We start from the raw sequence: 18,407 nt of genomic DNA, 5'->3' as shown, positions 1-18,407 counted from the left end.
GAATGTCCCGCCGATCGCCCCTGATATGTCTATGGCATCGATCTCCCCGCCGATCCATACCGGTTCGGCACGGACCCATTCGCGGCGGTCGCCGACGATTGGTGGCAGCGGATGTGAAAGGGATGCCGAGAGGTCGGCGTTGCCCGCCGCCGCTGCTGTTCGCCGGGGCCGACAGCGTGCAGCACTATGGTTGGACCCCGATCGCCGCGATGTCACGCGCGATGTCCGGTTCGGTGCGACAGTCTTGCCGGACCGGACACCGCGCCGGGCGCTATCAGCCCAGTTTCGCCTTGAGCTGATCGACCAGATCGGTCTTTTCCCAAGGGAAGAAGTCGCCATCGGGCGCGCGGCCGAAATGGCCGTAGGCGGCGGTCTTCTGGTAGATGGGCTTGTTGAGCTTCAGATGAGTGCGGATGCCCTTGGGCGTCAGGCGGACGAGCGTGGGCAACACCGCCTCGATCGCGCTTTCGGGCACGGTGCCGGTGCCGTGGGTATCGACATAGAGCGACAGCGGTTCGGCGACGCCAATGGCATAGCTGAGCTGGATCGTGCAGCGGCGGGCAAGGCCGGCGGCGACGATGTTCTTCGCCATATAGCGGCTGACATAGGCAGCCGAGCGGTCGACCTTCGTCGGGTCCTTGCCGCTGAACGCGCCGCCGCCATGGGGCGATGCGCCGCCATAGGTGTCCACGATGATCTTGCGGCCGGTCAGCCCCGCGTCGCCATCCGGTCCGCCGATTTCGAACAGGCCGGTGGGGTTCACGTAAATCTGCGCGTCGTCCGGCATCCAGCCTTCCGGCAGCACATCGGCCATCACGCCTTTGACATAGGCGCGCAGCTTGGCGCGGCTTTCGTCATTGTCCATGCCCGCGGCATGCTGCGTCGAGACGACCAGCGCGGTCGCGCGGACCGGCTTTTCGTCGATATATTCGAGGGTGACCTGGCTCTTGGCGTCCGGCTCCAGGAAATCGACCACCTTGGCGTGGCGATCATGGGCGAGGCGCTCCAGAATCTTGTGGCTGTAATAGAGGGTCGCGGGCATCAGGTCGGGCGTTTCGTCCGAGGCATAGCCGAACATGATCCCCTGATCGCCCGCGCCTTCATCCTTGTTGCCGCTTTCATCGACGCCCTGCGCAATATGGGCGGACTGGCCGTGAAGATTGTTTTCGAAGCGGAAGCTTTCCCAGTGGAAGCCGTCCTGCTCATAGCCGATGCGCTTGACCGTTTCCCGCACGACCTGCTCGACACGCTCGGGGATGCCGGGTGCCCACTGGCCGTCCTCATAGATGCCCTTGCCGCGGATCTCGCCCGCCAGCACGACAAGCTGGGTCGTCGTCAGCGTTTCGCAGGCGATGCGCGCCTGATCGTCGATCGACAGGAACAGGTCCACGATCGCGTCGCTGATCTGGTCGGCGACCTTGTCCGGATGGCCTTCGCTGACGCTTTCGGACGTGAAGAGAAACTGGCTGCGCATGGGACTCCCGTCATTCTGAACTGATATAAACAAAAGTTTATATAGGCCCTTTAATGACGGTTGCGGCGTGTGGCAACCGCCAAGGCGACGAGCGCGAGCATCAGGGCGAGCGCGGCCCAGTTTCCGACCCGGGAAAAGAGCGTTCTGCCGCCCGGCGGGGGAAGCAGCGCGTCGATGAAGCCCGCCGTGCGGTGCGGCAGGCTGTCGACGATGCGGCCCTGCGCGTCGACCAGCGCGGAGATGCCGGTGGGGGTGGAGCGGATGACCGGTATCGCTTCCTCGATCGCGCGCAGCCGCGCCTGCGCCAGATGCTGGGGCGGACCCCAGCGCCCGAACCAGGCGTCGTTGGAGGGATTGAAAATGAAGTCCGGCCGGTTGGCCTGATCGACGACATGGCCGGAAAAGATGATTTCATAGCAGATCTGCACCCCCATTTTGAGCGGCGGGCGACCGGTGCCCGCAGGCAGGGGCAGGGAGCGTGCGCCGGGACCGGGCCAGAAGTCCACGTCACCGGGGACGAGGCGGGAGAGGCCGAGCGGCGTGAGCAGCTGCCGCATCGGCAGATATTCGCCATAGGGGACGAGATGCGCCTTGTCATAGCGGCCCAGCAGCCGCGCGCGGGCGTCGACGATCCACAGGCTGTTGTGCGCGCCGGAGAGGACCTGGCTGGTATAGCCGTTCACCGTCCTGTCCTCGAAATAGACTTTCTCGCCGCCGGTCAGCAGCAGGTCGCCTGGCCCCAGCAGGCTGGCGAGGCGGGCGCGCCATTGCGGCTCCATGTCCAGCCAGGCGGGAATCGCCGCTTCGGGCCAGAAGATGAGGCGGCTGCGCGGTTCCGCCGCGCCAGAGAGCGACGCGAGCTTGCCGAAATTGGTCGCCTCCATCGCCGGGCTGTATTTCACGTCCTGCCCGATATTGGGCTGAACGATGCGGATCGCGGGGGCGGTCTGCCGGGCGGGCGGCAGGACGGTGAAACTGCTCCACAGCAGGCCGATGGCAGCCGCCCCGGCGAGCGGCAGCGCCATCGCCAGCGCCGAGCCGATGCGGCGGCCGAGCGCGAGATGGAGCGCACCCGCCGCGACGATCGCCAGCCCCGAAAGGCCGTAGGTGCCGACCAGCGTCGCGCTGTGCGCCAGCGATGTCGGCAGCCAGATAATGCCGAGCGGGTTCCAGGCAAAGCCGGTGAACAGGGTGGCGCGCAGATATTCGGTGCCGATCCAGCTTGCCCCCAGCAGCAGCGAGAGCGCGGCGCTGACGCGGGGAACCCGGCCATTCACGCGCCGGGGCGGCGGCAGGCGGCGCGCGCCTTCCCAGGCGATCAAGGTGGCGAGGCCGGGATAGACCGCGAGATAGAGCGAGAGGAGGACGACCGCGCCATAGCCGAACCAGTGCGGCATCGCATCCTGATAAGTGAAGGCATGGGCGATCCAGTTGAGACCCGCGGCGAAATGGCCGACGCCGAACAGCCAGCCGAGCAGGAAGGCATGCCGTCTGCCCTGCGACGCCTGAAGCAGCAGGATGAGCAGCGTGAGGCACAGCAGCGTGATCGGCCAGAGCGAGAGCGGCGCAAGGCCGACCGCCGAGGCGAGGCCCGCGAGCAGCGCGGTGACAGAGGGATGCGCGGCGAGCAGGGCAGGTAAAGGGGGGCGTTGGGGCACGGATGCTGCTATTGCGCGCTTTGGTGACAGTTTCAATGACGGAGCGACTTCAATGACCGAGGAACGGGCGATGCCCAAGGCCGTCATCCGGCCCTTTCATCTGGCCTTTCCGGTGCATTGCCTGGCGGCGGCGCGACGCTTTTATGGCGGCGTGATGGGATGCGCGGAAGGGCGCAGCGCCGACCAGTGGATCGATTTCAACCTGTTCGGCCATCAGATCGTGGCGCATCTGGTGCCGGGCCAGGGCGGGGCGGGCCAGGGCGGGCCCGCCCATCACAATCCGGTGGACGGGCACGACGTGCCGGTGCCGCATTTCGGGGTCGTGCTGGAGCGGGCGGACTGGGACGCCCTCGCCGCGCGGCTGACGGCGGCGGGTGTGACATTCGGCATCGCGCCGCATGTGCGCTTTGCCGGGCAGGCCGGGGAGCAGGCGACGATGTTCTTCCACGACCCGAGCGGCAATGCGCTGGAGTTCAAGAGCTTTGCCGACGATGCGATGCTCTTTGCCACTGAGATCCTCCCCTGAAGGGGGAGGGGGATCGCCCGCAGGGTGGTGGAGGGGTGTCCCGCTGTCGATAGGGTGACACCCCTCCGTCATCGCTTCGCGATGCCACCTCCCCTTCCAGGGGAGGATCGGGGGTGCGCCGCCGCCGCCCCGCTCTGTTACCCGTCACCCCAGCGACGGCTGGGGTCCCAGGCGGCGACATTCGACCTGGAGGCACGAGACCCCAGCCTTCGCTGGGGTGACGGATGGGGGCTGAGGTGATGTGTAGGGGCAGCGGACCTTTGGTTGGCGCTCGCCTTGCGCGCGCATACCCCTCACCCTCCCACCGCTGCGCGGCGGGCCCCTCCCTCTCCCTCAAGGGGAGAGGGGTTTTCCAGCTGTGGCCGCCACCGTCGCGCGGCTGCACTTGTCGGTCTTGCCTTCGCCGCTGGTCAGCAGCGAGGCGGCGATGAAGCCGCCGACGACGAGGACGAGGAACAAGGCGGAGAGCCAGGCGAGATATTTTTCGATGAACGCCTTGATCGGTCGCCCGAACTTCCAGAACAGAAAGCCGACGATCATGAACTGGAAGGCGCGGCTGGCGATGCTGGCCCACAGGAAGGTGAACAGCGGCAGGCCGACGAAGCCCGCGGTGATCGTGATGAGCTTGAAGGGGATGGGCGTCGCGCCCTTTATCAGGATGATCTGCGCGCCATATTCGCGCAGATAGCATTGCGCGGTCGGGAAGCTTTCCGCCAGCCCCAGCGTATCGAGAATCGCGGCGCCGAACAGGGTGAAGAAGAAATAGCCGATCGCATAGCCGAGCAGCCCGCCGAGCACCGACGCCAGGGTGCAGACAAAGCCGTAGCGCAGCGCCTTTTCCGGCCGGGCGAGGCACATGAGGCCGAGCAGCGGATGCGGCGGAATGGGGAAAAAGCTCGATTCCATGAAGGAAATGGCGAACAGCCACCGTTCCGCATGGCGGTGGGCGGCCTTGGCCAGGGTCCATTGATAGAGGCGGGTGAGCATGCTGCGCTGCGGTAGCGCGAAGCCGACGCCGGAGCCAGCGCAGAAAATCGTTGCAATATGCAACCTGTTGGATAGAATGCGCGCCTGTCCAACAGGGCATCCGACAACGGACCAGCGGGAGAGCATGAAATGATCCTCTACGGGATGCGGCCTTCGCCTTTCGTGCGCAAGGTGCTGCTGTTCGCCGCGGAAAAGGGCATCGCGCTGGACTTGCAGCCCGCCGGGCTGGGGCGCGGCAACGATATATTTGAAAAGGCGTCGCCTTTCGGCAAGATGCCGGGCTTTGCCGACGCGGATTTCGCGATCAGCGACAGCAGCGCGATCGTGCATTATCTGGATGCGCAATATCCCGAGCCGGCCCTGATCCCCGCCGAACCGCGCGCGCGGGCGCGGACGATCTGGTATGACGAGTTCGCCGACACGATATTGTTCGCGACCGGCGGCAAGCTGTTCTGGAACCGCATCGTCGCGCCCAAGTTCATGAAGGTGCCGAGCGACGCGGCGGTCGCCGATGCCGCCGAGCGCGACGAACTGCCCCGGCTTTTCACCTATCTGGAGAGCGTGATCCCCGACAGCGGCTTTCTGGTCGAGGATCGGCTGACACTCGCGGATATCGCTGTCGCATCACCTTTCATCAACCTGGCCTATTGCTGCCCCCCGGTGGACAAGGCACTCTATCCCCGCATCTGCTCATGGCTGTCGGCGATGAAGGCGCGGCCCGCCTTTGCCGCGGTGCTGGAAGCGGAGAAGCCAATGATCGAAGGGATGGCGGATCGGCCCGAGCTGGTGGTGTAGCGGATAACTGAATTGTACCTGGCGACCATGGCCGTCCCTACCATATCTTCCGTTCCCCTGCGAAAGCAGGGGTCCATCGTCGCATAAAGCCGTCCTTCATTGCCCTGGACCCCGGCTTTCGCCGGGGAACGGGTTACGCGATCGTTTTTAACCTGAAAGGAGACGAGACCATGTTTAGCCATATCGTGCTGGGAGCGGAGGATGTCGATGCGTCCAAGGCATTTTACGATGCCACCCTGGGGGTGATCGGCGTGGCGCCGGGCAATCCGACGCCGGATGGCGGCCGCGTCGTCTATATGTCGCCGTCGGGCGGGCTGCTCATCATCGGCAAGCCGATCAACGGCGAACCGGCGAGCTGCGCCAATGGCGGCACCATCGGCTTTTCGATGACATCGGGCGATCAGGTCGATGCCTGGCACGCGGCGGGCGTGGCACACGGCGGCACCCCGTGCGAAGACCCGCCGGGTATCCGCCAGGGGCCGTTCGGTCCGCTCTATCTGGCCTATATGCGCGATCCGGCGGGGAACAAGCTGTGTGGGGTCTATCGCGCGGGGTAACACCCCTCCACCACCGCTTCGCGGCGGTCCCCCTCCCCTTCAAGGGGAGGAATTGTGTAACCAGATAGGCACAAATGTCTTGACAGCGTGACGCTGATCTGGCATATGAGTCGATATTGGGAAAAGTGAGTCGCCGCCGCAGGGTGTGCAAGCAAGGGTCGGTCCGTGAGGGTCGGCCCTTTTGCTTGTGCGCGGCCCGCGGGCGGGGCTTGGCGCATGCGGGAGGCGGACATGGCGAACGGCGGCAAGGGGAAGGGGCGCGCGCGACAGGATGGCGGGATAGCGGTCTATTCCGGTCCGCTGGTGCTGCAATCCTGCGCGCGGGGGGATGGCACAACGCGCAGGCAGCTGCGCAAGGCGCGCAAGGACGGGTGGACCGACGCGCGGCGCGCGCTGTTCCTGCAGGTGCTGGCGGCGACATGCAATGTGCGCGAGGGATGCCGCGCGGCGGGGCTGCATTATTCCAGCGCCTATGATCTGCGCCAGCGCGATCCCGCCTTTGCCGAGGCGTGGGACGATGCGATCGAGCAAAGCTATTGCGAGCTGGAGATGCGGATGCTGCGCGATTGCCTGCACGGGGCGGAGCGGGTGGAAGTGATCCGTGAGGGCCATGGCCCCATGGCGCGGGTGAAAGCGACCAAGACGGTGACGGCGGTGCCGCATGCGATCGCGCTGCGCCTGTTGCAGGCGCACCGGGCGACGGTGGAGGCGCGGCGCGCGGCGCGGCTGGCGATGCAGCAGGGTGGGCAACAAGGCGGGCAGCAGGGCGCGCGGCCCGACGCGCCCGATGTGGTGGCGCGGATGAAGGCGGAAATGGACGCGATGGCGGCCCGCTATGCGGCGAACCGGGCGATGATCGAAGCGCAGGCCAGGGGGTGACGGGCGTGACGGAGGTGAAGCAGGCCCATGGGGAAGCGGACCATCCGGGGGGCCTGGCGCGGATGGAAATGCTGCTGCGATCCGACCGGGCGGCGCGCGATGCGCTGTTCGCGCGGCTGGGCGCGGCAGGCGTGGCGGCGATGCGGGCCGACTGGATGCAGCAGGCGCGGCCCGCGCAGATCGCGCCGGAGGGCGACTGGCGCATCTGGATGCTGATGGCGGGGCGCGGTTTCGGCAAGACGCGCGCCGGGGCGGAATGGGTGCGCGGCATTGCCGAAGGCGACGGTCGCGCGCGCATCGCCCTGATCGGGGCCAGCCCGGCAGAGGCGCGCAGCGTGATGGTGGAAGGCGAAAGCGGCCTGCTGGCGATCGCGCCGGAATGGAACCGGCCGATGTGGTATCCGGCGCTGCGGCGGCTGCAATGGCGATCGGGCGCGGTGGCACACATCTATGGCGCGTCGGACCCGGAGGCGCTGCGCGGGCCGCAGTTCAGCCATGCCTGGGCCGACGAGATCGGCAAATGGCCGCTGGGAATAAAGGCGTGGCGCAACCTGGAGCTGGCATTGCGGCTGGGCGAGCGGCCGCGCGTGGTGGCGACGACGACGCCGCGGCCGGTGCCGCTGGTGCGGGCGCTATTGGGTCGTATCGAGCAGGATGTCGTGCTGACGCGCGGGGCGACGCTGGAGAATGGCGCGAACCTGCCGCCTGCCTTTCTGGAAAGCGTGACGGCGCAGTTCGGCGGCACGCGGCTGGGGCGGCAGGAGCTGGACGGGGAGCTGGTGGAGGATATCGACGGTGCGCTGTGGACCCGCGCCCTGATCGAGCAGTGCCGGGTGGCGCATGTGCCGGGCGGGGATGCGGGGGGTGTGGACTCGCCGGTGCTGACGCGCGTGGTGGTGGCGGTCGATCCGCCGGCCGGGGCGGGAGATGGCGACGCGTGCGGCATCATCGTGGCGGGGACGGGCGGCGACGGGCGCGCCTATGTGATCGCCGATGCGAGCGTCGCGGGCCTGCGTCCCGAAGGCTGGGCGCGCGCGGTCGTGCATGCGGCGCATGCTTATGGTGCGGACCGGGTGGTGGCGGAGGCGAACAACGGCGGGGCGATGATCGAAAGCGTGCTGCGCGCGGTGGACGCGAACCTGCCGCTGCGCCTCGTCCATGCATCGCGCGGGAAAGTGGCGCGGGCGGAACCGGTGGCGGCCCTGTACGAAGCGGGGCGCGTGGCGCATCGCGGCGCTTTCCCGATGCTGGAGGACCAGATGTGCGGGATGCTGACGGGCGGAGTCTATGCGGGGCCGGGACGATCCCCGGACCGCGCGGACGCGCTGGTGTGGGGGATCAGCTGGCTGATGCTGGGGAAAGGCGGGGGTGAGGCTAGGGTGCGGGGGGTGTGAGAGGGGCGTCGTTGCTGGCGGGGGAACGCCTCTCCAAGCTGCGGTAGGCAGCCAGGCTGCCAACCTTCGCTATCCTCTCCGTCCGGAGAGGCGGTGGGGGGCTGCGTCGGGTGCGGAGACAAAGGTGCGCTGCCTTTCTCTCCTCTCCGTTGGGAGAGGATACGTAGACTTGGCCGCAGGCCTAGTCGCAGTTGGAGAGGGATTGCGCCGCCTGTGATGATGCGCAGGATGCCGGGGGGGGCGAGAGGGGATCAGTCGCCTGTGATGATATGCAAGGTGCGGCGGATTTCCTCCACGACGCCTTCGGTATTGCCCAGCACATCATGGTTCCAGAAGCGCAGGACGGTGTAGCCCTGGCTTTGCAGGATGGCGGTGCGGTTGGCGTCCTGTTCGGCGTCGATCGCGTGCTGGCCGCCGTCTATTTCGATGACGAGTTTCGCGCGGGCGCAGAGATAATCCGGGATATAGTCGCCGACCGGGGACTGGCGACGGAAATGGTGGCCGTCGAGGCGGTTGGCGCGGAGGTGGGGCCAGAGGGCTTTTTCGGCGTCGGTGGGGTTGCGGCGGAGGGACTTTGCGAGGGTTGTTCTGCGTCTCATCGTTCGGAACGCCTCTCCAAGCTGCGGTAGGCAGCCAAGCTGCCAACCTTCGCTATCCTCTCCGTCCGGAGAGGATAATACAGGATAACAGGAGCACACACACATGAAATGGTTCGGCTTCAAGGCCGCGCAGGCGATTGCGCGGCCTTTTTTTGCGCGGCCTTTTGGCGGGGGATGGGGCGGGGGTGCCGTGACGCCGCTGGGGGACTGGCCCGCGTCCTACGAGGCGCAGGTGCGCGCCGGGGTGATCGGCAATCCGGTGGCGCAGCGGGCGGTGCGGCTGGTGTGCGAAAGCGTGGGCAGCGTGCAGGTGCTGGCGAGCGGCGGCGGCGCTGACGCCTCCACAGACGCACTACCCCTCCCCGCACAAGCGCAGCCCGATGCAGCAGAGGGGCCATCCGCCGTGCAGGCCTCCGCGCGACTCTCCGCGCAATCCTCCGCTCGGGCCTCCGCTCAGGCCGCGGCTCTTGCGCTGATCGACCGGCGATCGGGCGGGCAGCGGCTGATCGAGACGCTGGCGATGCACCTGTTGCTGCACGGCAATGGCTATGTGCAGATCGCCTGCGATGCCGACGGCATGCCCGCCGAGCTGTTCGCGCTGCGCCCCGAGCGGGTGAGCGTGGAGGCCGACACGCGCGGCTGGCCGATGGCCTATCGTTATCGCGTGGGCGACCATGTGACGCGGCTGTGGTCCGAAGATGCAGCGGGGCGCATCGCGATCATCCACCTGAAAAGCGCGCATCCGCTGGACGATCATTACGGCCTGGGCTGCGCGGGCGCGGCGGCGGGCGCGGTGGCGATCCACAATGCGGCGACGCTGTGGAACAAGGCGCTGCTGGACAATGCGGCGCGGCCTTCCGGCGCGCTGGTGCATGATCCGGGGGCGGACGGCGTGCCATTGTCCCCCGACCAGTTCGACCGGCTGAAGGCGGAGCTGGAAAGCGCCTTTCAGGGGGCGGGCAATGCCGGGCGGCCGATGCTGCTGGAAGGGGGCCTCAAATGGCAGTCGATGAGCCTGACGCCCGCCGACATGGACTTCGTGGGGCTGAAAAGCGCGGCGGCGCGGGAAATCGCGCTGGCCTTTGGCGTGCCGCCGATGCTGATCGGCCTGCCCGGCGACAATGCTTATGCCAATTATCGCGAGGCGAACAAGGCGCTGTGGCGGCAAAGCGTGCTGCCGATGGCGGCGATGATCCTGGGCGGGATTGCGCAGGGATTGTCGGGCTGGTGGCCGGGGCTGGTGCTGCGGGTGGACATGGATGCGGTGCCTGCACTGGCGGATGAACGGTCGGCATTGTGGGAGCGGGTGGCGGCGGCGGATTTCCTGAGCGGCGAGGAGAAAAGGGCGATGCTGGGGATCGGGGTGGGGGGGAGGAGGAGGCTTCCGAGCTGTCCATGAACCGTTCGGGCTGAGCGAAGTCGAAGCCTTCCACTGAACGAAGTGAAGTGCCTTCGCTTACGCTCAGGCTGACCCTTCGACTTCGCTCAGGGCGAACGGGGAGGGAGTGTGTTTGTAAAGATGGAGCGGTTTCATGCACGATACGGACATGCTGGCGCGGCTGGTGAGCCAGGCGGAAGCCGATGGCGGCGATCTGGTGATGATCCGCGCGCTGGTGGAGGAGGCGTCGGACCTGGGCGCGGGGCGGGCGCTGGAGCGGCTGGGGCTGGCCGATCGCGGCGCGGAGAAGGATGTGGCGGAGCTGCGCGAGCTGCTGCGTGCGTGGCGCGACGCGAAAAAGACGGCGCGGGCGGCGGCAATCGGCTGGGCGGTGCGCGGGTGCCTGGCGCTGGTGCTGATCGGGATGGCGGTGAAGATGGGGCTGTTTGCGCTGGTGCGGTCGTGAGGGGGGGTGTGGCCGTGGATCAATCGGACAGGCCCTCCCCAGACCCCTCCCGCAGGCGGGAGGGGGGCTTTGGCGACGGTGAGGGGCTTAGGTTTGCGGGCTATGCGGCGGTGTTCGATGCGGTGGATCGCGGGGGCGATGTGGTGCGGCGGGGGGCGTTCGGGGCGCTGAAGGGGCGGCAGGTGCCACTCTTGTGGCAGCATCGGCCCGATACGCCGCTGGGCTATGTAGAGACGCTGGCCGAGGACGCCCGCGGCCTGCGCGTGGTGGCGCGGGTGAGCGGGCGGACGGCGGCGGGGCGGGCGGCGATGGCGATGCTGCGGGAGGGGGCGATGGGCGGGCTGTCGTTCGGATACCGGGTGAAGGCGGCGCGGGGGGCGCGACCGCGGGAATTGCTGGCGCTGGATCTGGTGGAGGTGAGTCTGGTGCGGGCGCCGATGCAGCCGCTGGCGCGGGTGGTGGCGGTGGAGGGGTGAGATGGGTACAACGCAGTACGCACAACATGCGTTGTAAACACAATTGCGATTTTCATACTGAGTATGTAATCGTCACGGAACTATCGAGGGGGAATATATGCTGACCGTTGTATGGTCGTTCGACGACACCATATGGAATATCGGAGCATTATGAGTCGCTTTATAGCTTTTCAATCTTTGTGGGGCACCATTAGCAGGGGGCTGCAATGGAGCAATCGGACCATGAACGAGACGTTCGAGCTGACTGTACACATCGCCTGCGATGATGAGACAAATCGCTGGTACGTTGCGGAATCCGATATCCCCGGCCTGTGGCTGGAAGCCGATGACCCTTGGTCGCTTATCGAGCGCCTTAAGGAAGCTGCGCCCGAAATGATCGCGCTTAACGAGCAAGAGATCATCGCTGCCTGCCTCGCGAAAGCAAAGCCGGTAAAGCATGGTGCCCTATCCGACGATCGACCCCGCCCCACCATCCGGCCTATTTTCGATAGTCCGCTGCAACTCGCCTACTGACAGGCAAGCCGGGCGGCGTGGCAGGCTATTACGGTGATGTGAAAGCCTTATTGCTGGCCGCAGGATGTAGCTTCGTCCGACATGGCAAGGGCGATCATGAAATCTGGTACAGCCCGATAACCGATCGCCATGTAACCTTGGATCGTGGCGTGAAGGTGAAGCATACCGCCAATGGAACGTTGAAGGATGCGGGGTTGCCCAAGGCGTTTTGAGGGGGTGTGCGGATATGCTTGGCACGAAGTGGTCCCGCGATTTTCAGTCACGGAGCAAGCGATGATCGGATGGGTACGTTTTACAACGGGATCGGTGGTTGCGATAGTTGCCATGGGACAGGCCCATGCCGGAGTCATCGAATATGACTGCGATACGCGGGCGGGTCGCTATTCGCAGGTCAAGATGGAGCAATCCGGGCCGGACTATGTGTTGCGCGGCACGGTGAATGCCGTGGAATTGCTTTCGGATGCACAATATATGCCGGTTGCCAATGCCCGGCTCCAGAGTGTTGATGGCAATCATATGGTCGGCATTCGCATAACAGCCGAAAGACAACAGAAAGCCGTAAAAAAAGGTGAAGTCTTTGTGGCATTCCAGTCGAGTAACAATAGCCGCGAGCCGGAGGTGTTCGGCAAAGTAGGCATGAATGTCGCTGTTCCCTTCGCAATCATCACTGATGGAAAGGGGAAGGCCAAAGTTACATTTGCCGGTGTCGAACGCATTCTGCCGTTCAAGATTGAGGGACCGGTCATCGCATCGGCAAGTTGCTCCACCGGGCAGTTCTATTTCAAGAGCCTGGACATGCAGGCTGCGGCATCATCAGATGGCGTCGATGTGCAGCGATAGGTTTCGGCTTTAAGCCCATCAACGCCTGAGATCCCTGCCTGCGCAGGGGTGACGATATAAGCGGTTTTCACGAGCGGTCCTTCGGGGCCGCTTTTTTTGTGCCGTTTGAAGATCACCAAAGAGGAGAAGTCTATGTTGGAAGTGAAGGCGGATGCGCTGGAGAGTGCGTTTGACGCGGTTCTTCAGGGCGAGAAGATCGCGGCGCTGGAGGCGGATGTCGCTGCCTTGCGCCATCAGGTGACGGCGCGGGGCGTTGCGGCGCAGCGGCCTGCGCTCGATGGCGTCAAGGGCATAGCGGAGGATGATCCGGCGCGGACCGCGTTCGTCGAACGCTATCTGCGGCGCGGGCAGGAAGCGGGGCTGGAGCTGAAGAGCCTGTCGGGCGCTTCGGGTCCGGTGGGCGGCTTTGCAGTGCCGCGCGAAATCGATGCGTCGATCGACGGGGTGCTCAAGGCCGCCTCGCCGATCCGCGCCATCGCTAATGTCGTGCGGACGGGCACGGCGGGATATCGCAAGCTGGTGGCGACGGGCGGCATCGCTTCGGGCTGGGCCGCGGAGACGGGTGCGCGGGCGGAAACGGCGACGCCGAACTTCGCGGAAATCGCGCCGCCCTCCGGTGAGCTGTTCGCCAATCCCGCCGCGAGCCAGGCCATGCTGGACGATGCCGCGTTCGATGTCGAAGGCTGGCTTGCGCAGGAAATCGGGCGCGAGTTTGCGGCGGCGGAAGGCGCGGCGTTCGTGACCGGCAACGGCACCAACCGGCCCAGGGGCTTCCTGACCTACACCACCACGGCCGAGGCGGACGGGGTGCGCGCGTTCGGATCGCTGCAATATGTGGCGAGCGGGGCGGCGGGCGCCTTTGCCAGCGGCGCGGGGGCGGACAGGCTGATCGACTTGGTGCAGGCGCTGCGTGCGCCTTATCGCCAGGGGGCGAGCTTCGTGATGAACAGCAAGACGCTGGCGACGATCCGCAAGCTCAAGACCGCCGATGGCGCGTTCCTGTGGCAGCCGGGGCTGAACGGCGGCGCGCCCGCGACCTTGCTGGGCTATCCCGTGGTGGAGGCCGAGGACATGCCGGATATCGCGGCGGACAGCCTGTCGATCGCGTTCGGCAATTTCATGACCGGCTATGTGATCGCGGAGCGCAGCGAAACGAGCATCCTGCGCGATCCGTACAGCAACAAGCCGTTCGTGCATTTCTATGCCGTCAAGCGGATCGGCGGCGCAGTGGCGAACAGCGAGGCGATCAAGCTGATGAAGTTTGCGGTGTCGTAGGCAGGATGAGAACGGACCTACATTCCGTTCGCCCTGAGCCTGTCGAAGGGTTCGCCTGAGCCGTAGGCGAAGGCCCTTCACTCCGTTCAGGGGAAGGCTTCGACAAGCTCAGCCCGAACGGGTTGTGGGGTGCGAACGGGTGGAGGGGTTAATGAGGACCGCCCGGTGTGTGGTGCGCCGGGCGGTCCTTTTTCTGACGGAAGCGGGAAAGGACAGGCCGATGGGACTGGCGATTGTCGAGGCGGCGGGGCTGGCGGTGCCGGTGGCCGACCTCAAGGCCTATCTGCGGATCGACAGCGGCGGCGAGGACATGCTGCTGGAGCGGCTGATCCGCGCGGCGACCGACCTGTGCGAGCGGTTCATCGGCCAGTGGCTGATCGTGCGGGCAGGCGAGGATGTGATGCCGGTGCGGACCGGGACATGGCAGCGGCTGGATGCGCGGCCGGTGGTGGCGATCGAAAGCGTGACGGGGGTGCCGGCGGAGGGGGCGGCGTTTGCTCTGGCGGTCGACGCTTATGCGATCGACATCGATCGGCACGGCGATGGCTGGGTGCGGGTGATGGAGCCAGGGGCGGCGGGCCGCATCCGGGTGCGGTATCGCGCGGGCATTGCGGACGATGCGGCGGCGATCCCCGAAGGCATCCGGCACGGCATCGTGCGGATGGCGGCGGAGATGCACGGGCTGCGCGAAGGCGATGCGGCGACGCCGCCCGCTGCGGTGACGGCGCTGTGGCGACCCTGGCGGCGGATGCGGCTGGCATGAGGAGGATGGGCATGAGGGGCATATTGGAGCGGGGCCGCGCGATCGGGGAACGGGCGGCGGATCGGCTGCGCGACCGGGTAGCCGACGAGGCACGCGCCGTGCCGGGTGTCACGGTTTCGACCGAGGGCGACGCTATCGTGATCGAAGGCCGCGCGCTGATCGACCGCTGGGTTGAGGATGCGCGGCTGCGCTATGTCGGGAGGACGGGCGGATGAGTGCGGAAATGGCCCCGGAAATGGCGGTGCGCGCGGCGGCGCTGGCGGCGTTGCGCGGGGATGCGGCGCTGGACGCGCTGCTGAACGGCATGTTCGACGGGCCGCCGGGCAAGGCGAGCGCGCCTTATGCGATCCTGGGCGACTGCATCGGCGCGGACTGGGGCACGAAGGACGCGCCGGGCCGCGAAGTGCGCCTGACGCTGATCGTGCAAGACAAGGGCGAGACGGGCGCGGCGCTGGCGGAGATGCTGGCGCTGGCCGATGCGGCGATCGGGCGGATCACGGTGCCGGGCTGGCAGGTGGCAAGCGCGCGACTGCTGCGATCGCGGATCGTGCGGGCGCGGGAAGAAGGCTGGCGCGCGACGGTGGATTATCGGGTGCGGGTGTTGGGGTGAGTTGACAAGTCAATTGACTTTTGTAGCAATTTTGCTACATTATCAACAAATGGACAGGGGGTTGTTCCCAGTCGGCGTCATGGCCTCGGTGTAACCGGGGCCCTTCGCTTTTTTAGGGAAAGCACTTCAGGCCTATGCCGTCGAATCTGCCATTTGCACTGCGGTGAAACTTGGTGGTGATGATATCATAGGCCCTGTTTACCTGCTCCGGGCGTAGTCGTTTTATACCGATGGGCCTGGCGATCAGATCGGCCAATTGCAGGCCGCCCGAGTTGGCTTTCTTGTCTGTGAAGATCATTTCAAGAACAGATTTGCAAGCGCAACCCCTTGACCGAATCTGCGACTCGCGGGATAACCTTATTCGGTAGTCACACTACCCCACATTTTGAACTCCGACCCAAAGTCCCTTTTACGCGCGAGGGGCACGGGGCTTCTCGGAGGGTTGGCCTCAAGCCAACGTCCAAAATGTGAGGTGTGTTATGAAGCGCGTATTCGTACGTTCTTATACTCGCTGGCGATTTGGGTCTTTGGAAAGTGTGCGACAACACACTCGCCGGTGGCCCCGCCAGTATTCGTTTGGTTTCTAAAGCAAAGACCCTGACGATAAGGTAGTGTGACTATCACTGCAGCGGATGGATGCTGCGTTGCGCATACTGTGAAAAAAAATTGCAATCGTCAAGTTGCGCTGACACATAAGCAAAAGTTTATATGCCAGCATTTCTGCGGTTTTGTCACGCAATTGACGACCGGTAGATTGATACGCTGGCTGCGCAACCCCTCTCCAAGTTTCGGTAAGCCTTCGGCTAACCTCCACTATCCTCTCCCACTGGAGAGGAGGGGTTATGCCCCCGGCGGTGCCGCGTTGCTCTGATAGTCCTCATATTCGGATGTGAACTTGTCGAGATATTCGGCGATCTGGTCGTCGGCGTCGGCGGCGGAGTCTTTCGCGTTCATGCCGTCCGCCTTGTCCGAGGCGAGGATGGCGGTGCGGAAGGCGGCTTCCTGGTCGGCGCATTTGGCTTTCAGCGCGCCCTTATATTCATCCTTGTCCATCTTCCGCTCCAGCGCGTCCTGCATGAAGCGGGAGAGGCAGGCCGAATAATCCTGCCGGGCCTTGCCCATCGTGTCGGCCGGGTTGGCGGCAAGCATGAGCATCAGTGCGGATGTGAAAGCGATCATGTCCAGGTTCCTCTCCCTTGCGCGACATCAAAAGCTGTCCGGCCCGTTGCGGGCCTGTGACCAATCATGAACGGAGACATGCGATATGGCTGTGGAAAATGGAAGTAGCTTTCTGTTGAAGGTGAGCGATGGCGCGGTGCCGCCGGGCTATGAGACCGTCGCGGGGCTGCGCACGACGCAGATGTCGGTGAGCGGCGAGGCAGTGAACATCACCAGCAAGGACAGCGGCGGATGGCGGGCCTTGCTGTCGGGCGCGGGGGTGCGTGCCGTCAGCGTATCGGCGGCGGGGATCTTTACCGGATCGGCGGCCGAGGTGCGCATCCGCAACCATGCGCTGGCGGGGACGATCGACGATTTCGAGCTGAGCTTCGACAGCGGCGAGCGGATGCGCGGGCGGTTCCTCGTCACGCGGCTGGACTATGCCGGGGATTATAACGGCGAGCGCAATTATACCGTGAGCCTGGAAAGCAGCGGGCCGGTGGTGAGCCTGTGACGGGCAAGGTGGCGGCGGGCGGTGCGCGGGGTGCCTCGACCTTGGCCTGTCCTGAGCGCCTGCCTTCGCAGGCAGTCGAAGGGCTCGGCACGAACGGAGTGGGAGTATGGAGTGATCCGCCCAATATCGCGCGGGGTGAGGCGGGGCTGGTGATCGGGGGCGCGACGCTGGTGGTGCGACCGAGCTTTGCGGCGCTGGTGGCGGCGGAGGCGGAACTGGGGCCGCTGTTTGCGCTGGTCGAGCGGGCGGCGGCGGGGGAGCTGGCGCTGGGCGAAATGGCGGCGCTGTTCTGGCATTGCCTGGCCGCGCGACCCGAGGGGATGACGCGCGCGGCGTTCGGCGAGGCGCTGGTGCAGGGCGGGGTGGCGCAGGCGATGCCGGTGCTGCGGACCGTGCTGCGGCAGGTGCTGGAGGGGGCGGGGTGAGAATTGGGTTCGCGCGGAGGCGCGGAGGCGCGGAGGGAATGGGCTTGGGGCGAGCATCTCCGTGCCTCCGCGGCTCCGCGCGAAATCTTGTTCTCCTGCGGAAGCAGGAGTCCAGTGTTCCGGGCGCGGTGCGTGCCGCTCTGGACACCCTTCGACAGGCTCAGGACGCAGCCTGCTTTCGCAGGAGAACGGCTGTGAACAGGGCGATCTCATGACGCAATTCACCGACACTGCCATTCGCCTCTCCGGCGTGACGGCGCTGGTGCTGGGGTGGGTGCCCGACGTGTTCTGGGGGGCGACGCCCGATGAGCTGGGGGCGATACTGGATGCGGCGAACAGCGGGACGGTGCCCTTTGGCGGGGGCGGGGGCGGGGGTGCGCCGCCCGACGCCGCAACGATCGCGCGATTGATGGAGATGTATCCCGATGGATGAGGAAGTGGAACGGCTGGTGGTCAGCGTCCGGGCCGATGTGCAGGGCTTTGCCCGCGATGTCGAGGCGATGCGCGGTGGCCTGGAAGGGCCGCTGGCGGCAGGCGCGGACCGGGCGGGGCGGGCGATCGAAAGCGGGCTGTTGCGCGCGGTGCGGACCGGCGCGTTCGGGTTCGAGGATCTGCGGCGGGTGGCAGTGGGGGTGCTGGACGAGATCGCGCGATCGGCGCTGCGCAGCGGGATCGGGGCGCTGGGTGGCGGGTCCGGCGGCGGTGGCGGATTGCTGGGGCTGGCGGGCAGCGTGGTCGGCGGATTGCTGGGATTGCCGGGGCGGGCGACGGGCGGGCCGGTGGTCGGCGGGCGCGGCTATATCGTGGGCGAGCGCGGGCCGGAACTGTTCGTGCCGACGTCGAGCGGGCAGGTGGTGCCGGGCGGCGGCACGGGTTTCGGCATGGGCGGCGGCGTGCGCGAGGTGCGGGTGGTGGTGAACGTCAACGGCGCGGGCGGCGATGCGCCGCGCGCCCTGGCGCGGAGCGCGCGGCAAGTGGCGCGGGCGGTGCGGGGGGCTGTGGGGGATTAGCGGGGGGCGCACTGTTGCTCCTTAAATCCTCTCCTGTGGGAGAGGATAGGGGAGGTTTGCCAAAGGCTTACCGGACCTTGGAGAGGGATTGCGCGCTATCGATAGGGCGC

25 protein-coding genes are annotated in these 18,407 nt (G+C 66.2%); 19 read left to right on the top strand and 6 right to left on the bottom strand.

The window, feature by feature from the left end:
- Positions 1 to 274: 274 nt before the first annotated feature.
- Both metK and lnt read right to left on the bottom strand, forming a co-directional pair.
- Complete coding sequence (gene metK / locus ENE74_RS02110) at positions 275 to 1,474, bottom strand: methionine adenosyltransferase (protein WP_127688981.1); 1,200 nt, start codon at positions 1,472 to 1,474, stop codon at positions 275 to 277.
- A gap of 50 nt (positions 1,475 to 1,524) precedes the next feature.
- Positions 1,525 to 3,132, bottom strand: coding sequence for an apolipoprotein N-acyltransferase (gene lnt, locus ENE74_RS02105; RefSeq protein ID WP_241241778.1), 1,608 nt, complete (start codon positions 3,130 to 3,132; stop codon positions 1,525 to 1,527).
- 52 nt (positions 3,133 to 3,184) lie between these two features.
- On the opposite strand from lnt, the gene ENE74_RS02100 reads away from it, so the two are divergent.
- Complete coding sequence (locus ENE74_RS02100) at positions 3,185 to 3,658, top strand: VOC family protein (protein WP_241241777.1); 474 nt, start codon at positions 3,185 to 3,187, stop codon at positions 3,656 to 3,658.
- A gap of 333 nt (positions 3,659 to 3,991) precedes the next feature.
- On the opposite strand, the gene ENE74_RS02095 is transcribed toward ENE74_RS02100, so the two are convergent.
- Complete coding sequence (locus ENE74_RS02095; RefSeq protein WP_127688978.1) at positions 3,992 to 4,645, bottom strand: YqaA family protein; 654 nt, start codon at positions 4,643 to 4,645, stop codon at positions 3,992 to 3,994.
- A gap of 129 nt (positions 4,646 to 4,774) precedes the next feature.
- Here ENE74_RS02095 and ENE74_RS02090 point away from each other — a divergent pair, with 129 nt between their 5' ends.
- The 4 genes from ENE74_RS02090 to ENE74_RS02075 all read left to right on the top strand — a co-directional run bounded on the left by ENE74_RS02090 (position 4,775) and on the right by ENE74_RS02075 (position 8,270).
- On the top strand, positions 4,775 to 5,440 hold the full coding sequence (locus tag ENE74_RS02090) for a glutathione S-transferase family protein (protein WP_127688977.1): 666 nt from the start codon (positions 4,775 to 4,777) through the stop codon (positions 5,438 to 5,440).
- Positions 5,441 to 5,610: 170 nt separating this feature from the next.
- Positions 5,611 to 5,997 carry a VOC family protein gene (locus tag ENE74_RS02085; protein WP_127688976.1) on the top strand — a complete coding sequence of 129 codons (387 nt, stop codon included), beginning with the start codon at positions 5,611 to 5,613 and terminating at the stop codon, positions 5,995 to 5,997.
- Between the two features lie 216 nt (positions 5,998 to 6,213).
- Entirely contained in the window at positions 6,214 to 6,876 is a 663-nt protein-coding gene (locus tag ENE74_RS02080) for a hypothetical protein (protein ID WP_164847355.1), read from the top strand.
- A gap of 62 nt (positions 6,877 to 6,938) precedes the next feature.
- The gene (locus tag ENE74_RS02075; RefSeq protein ID WP_127689522.1) at positions 6,939 to 8,270 is read left to right on the top strand and encodes a DNA-packaging protein; all 1,332 of its coding nucleotides are present in this window, start codon (positions 6,939 to 6,941) and stop codon (positions 8,268 to 8,270) included.
- A gap of 251 nt (positions 8,271 to 8,521) precedes the next feature.
- On the opposite strand, the gene ENE74_RS02070 is transcribed toward ENE74_RS02075, so the two are convergent.
- Complete coding sequence (locus tag ENE74_RS02070) at positions 8,522 to 8,869, bottom strand: endonuclease domain-containing protein (protein ID WP_127688974.1); 348 nt, start codon at positions 8,867 to 8,869, stop codon at positions 8,522 to 8,524.
- Between the two features lie 103 nt (positions 8,870 to 8,972).
- On the opposite strand from ENE74_RS02070, the gene ENE74_RS02065 reads away from it, so the two are divergent.
- The 10 genes from ENE74_RS02065 to gp17 all read left to right on the top strand — a co-directional run bounded on the left by ENE74_RS02065 (position 8,973) and on the right by gp17 (position 15,190).
- Positions 8,973 to 10,268, top strand: a complete 1,296-nt coding sequence (locus tag ENE74_RS02065) for a phage portal protein (protein ID WP_127688973.1) — start codon at positions 8,973 to 8,975, stop codon at positions 10,266 to 10,268.
- A gap of 133 nt (positions 10,269 to 10,401) precedes the next feature.
- Entirely contained in the window at positions 10,402 to 10,713 is a 312-nt protein-coding gene (locus tag ENE74_RS02060; protein ID WP_127688972.1) for a DUF6127 family protein, read from the top strand.
- Positions 10,710 to 11,189 (top strand): HK97 family phage prohead protease, encoded by a 480-nt coding sequence (locus ENE74_RS02055; protein WP_277601344.1) that lies wholly within the window; start codon positions 10,710 to 10,712, stop codon positions 11,187 to 11,189. The genes ENE74_RS02060 and ENE74_RS02055 overlap by 4 nt, the downstream gene beginning before the upstream one ends.
- Positions 11,190 to 11,411: 222 nt before the next feature.
- Positions 11,412 to 11,702, top strand: coding sequence for a DUF1902 domain-containing protein (locus tag ENE74_RS02050; protein WP_164847354.1), 291 nt, complete (start codon positions 11,412 to 11,414; stop codon positions 11,700 to 11,702).
- A gap of 17 nt (positions 11,703 to 11,719) precedes the next feature.
- On the top strand, positions 11,720 to 11,914 hold the full coding sequence (locus ENE74_RS02045) for a type II toxin-antitoxin system HicA family toxin (protein ID WP_127688969.1): 195 nt from the start codon (positions 11,720 to 11,722) through the stop codon (positions 11,912 to 11,914).
- Between the two features lie 61 nt (positions 11,915 to 11,975).
- Complete coding sequence (locus ENE74_RS02040; RefSeq protein WP_127688968.1) at positions 11,976 to 12,542, top strand: hypothetical protein; 567 nt, start codon at positions 11,976 to 11,978, stop codon at positions 12,540 to 12,542.
- 132 nt (positions 12,543 to 12,674) lie between these two features.
- A complete protein-coding gene (locus ENE74_RS02035; protein WP_127688967.1) occupies positions 12,675 to 13,817 on the top strand; it encodes a phage major capsid protein in 1,143 nt (380 codons plus the stop codon).
- Positions 13,818 to 14,037: 220 nt separating this feature from the next.
- Entirely contained in the window at positions 14,038 to 14,580 is a 543-nt protein-coding gene (locus tag ENE74_RS02030) for a head-tail connector protein (protein ID WP_127688966.1), read from the top strand.
- A gap of 11 nt (positions 14,581 to 14,591) precedes the next feature.
- On the top strand, positions 14,592 to 14,795 hold the full coding sequence (locus ENE74_RS02025; protein WP_127688965.1) for a hypothetical protein: 204 nt from the start codon (positions 14,592 to 14,594) through the stop codon (positions 14,793 to 14,795).
- Positions 14,792 to 15,190, top strand: coding sequence for a tail completion protein gp17 (gene gp17, locus ENE74_RS02020; RefSeq protein ID WP_338142971.1), 399 nt, complete (start codon positions 14,792 to 14,794; stop codon positions 15,188 to 15,190). The genes ENE74_RS02025 and gp17 overlap by 4 nt, the downstream gene beginning before the upstream one ends.
- Before the next feature lie 112 nt (positions 15,191 to 15,302).
- Here the strand turns inward: gp17 and ENE74_RS02015 are convergent, their stop codons facing one another.
- Positions 15,303 to 15,527 (bottom strand): DUF3800 domain-containing protein, encoded by a 225-nt coding sequence (locus ENE74_RS02015; RefSeq protein WP_338142977.1) that lies wholly within the window; start codon positions 15,525 to 15,527, stop codon positions 15,303 to 15,305.
- A gap of 503 nt (positions 15,528 to 16,030) precedes the next feature.
- Positions 16,031 to 16,369 (bottom strand): hypothetical protein, encoded by a 339-nt coding sequence (locus ENE74_RS02010; protein WP_127688964.1) that lies wholly within the window; start codon positions 16,367 to 16,369, stop codon positions 16,031 to 16,033.
- 85 nt (positions 16,370 to 16,454) lie between these two features.
- Here ENE74_RS02010 and ENE74_RS02005 point away from each other — a divergent pair, with 85 nt between their 5' ends.
- The 4 genes from ENE74_RS02005 to ENE74_RS01990 all read left to right on the top strand — a co-directional run bounded on the left by ENE74_RS02005 (position 16,455) and on the right by ENE74_RS01990 (position 18,297).
- Positions 16,455 to 16,862, top strand: a complete 408-nt coding sequence (locus ENE74_RS02005) for a phage tail tube protein (RefSeq protein ID WP_127688963.1) — start codon at positions 16,455 to 16,457, stop codon at positions 16,860 to 16,862.
- Between the two features lie 98 nt (positions 16,863 to 16,960).
- Entirely contained in the window at positions 16,961 to 17,287 is a 327-nt protein-coding gene (locus tag ENE74_RS02000) for a gene transfer agent family protein (protein WP_127689520.1), read from the top strand.
- 211 nt (positions 17,288 to 17,498) lie between these two features.
- A complete protein-coding gene (locus ENE74_RS01995; protein WP_127688962.1) occupies positions 17,499 to 17,720 on the top strand; it encodes a phage tail assembly chaperone in 222 nt (73 codons plus the stop codon).
- The gene (locus ENE74_RS01990; protein ID WP_127688961.1) at positions 17,713 to 18,297 is read left to right on the top strand and encodes a tail tape measure protein; all 585 of its coding nucleotides are present in this window, start codon (positions 17,713 to 17,715) and stop codon (positions 18,295 to 18,297) included. The genes ENE74_RS01995 and ENE74_RS01990 overlap by 8 nt, the downstream gene beginning before the upstream one ends.
- The last annotated feature ends 110 nt before the right edge of the window (positions 18,298 to 18,407 follow it).

This window comes from Sphingobium algorifonticola (assembly GCF_004005485.1).
In the GTDB taxonomy this organism is placed as follows: Bacteria; Pseudomonadota; Alphaproteobacteria; order Sphingomonadales; family Sphingomonadaceae; genus Sphingobium; species Sphingobium algorifonticola.
The sequence above is the reverse complement of the archived record's forward strand: the minus strand, read 5'-3'. Positions and strand labels throughout refer to the sequence as shown.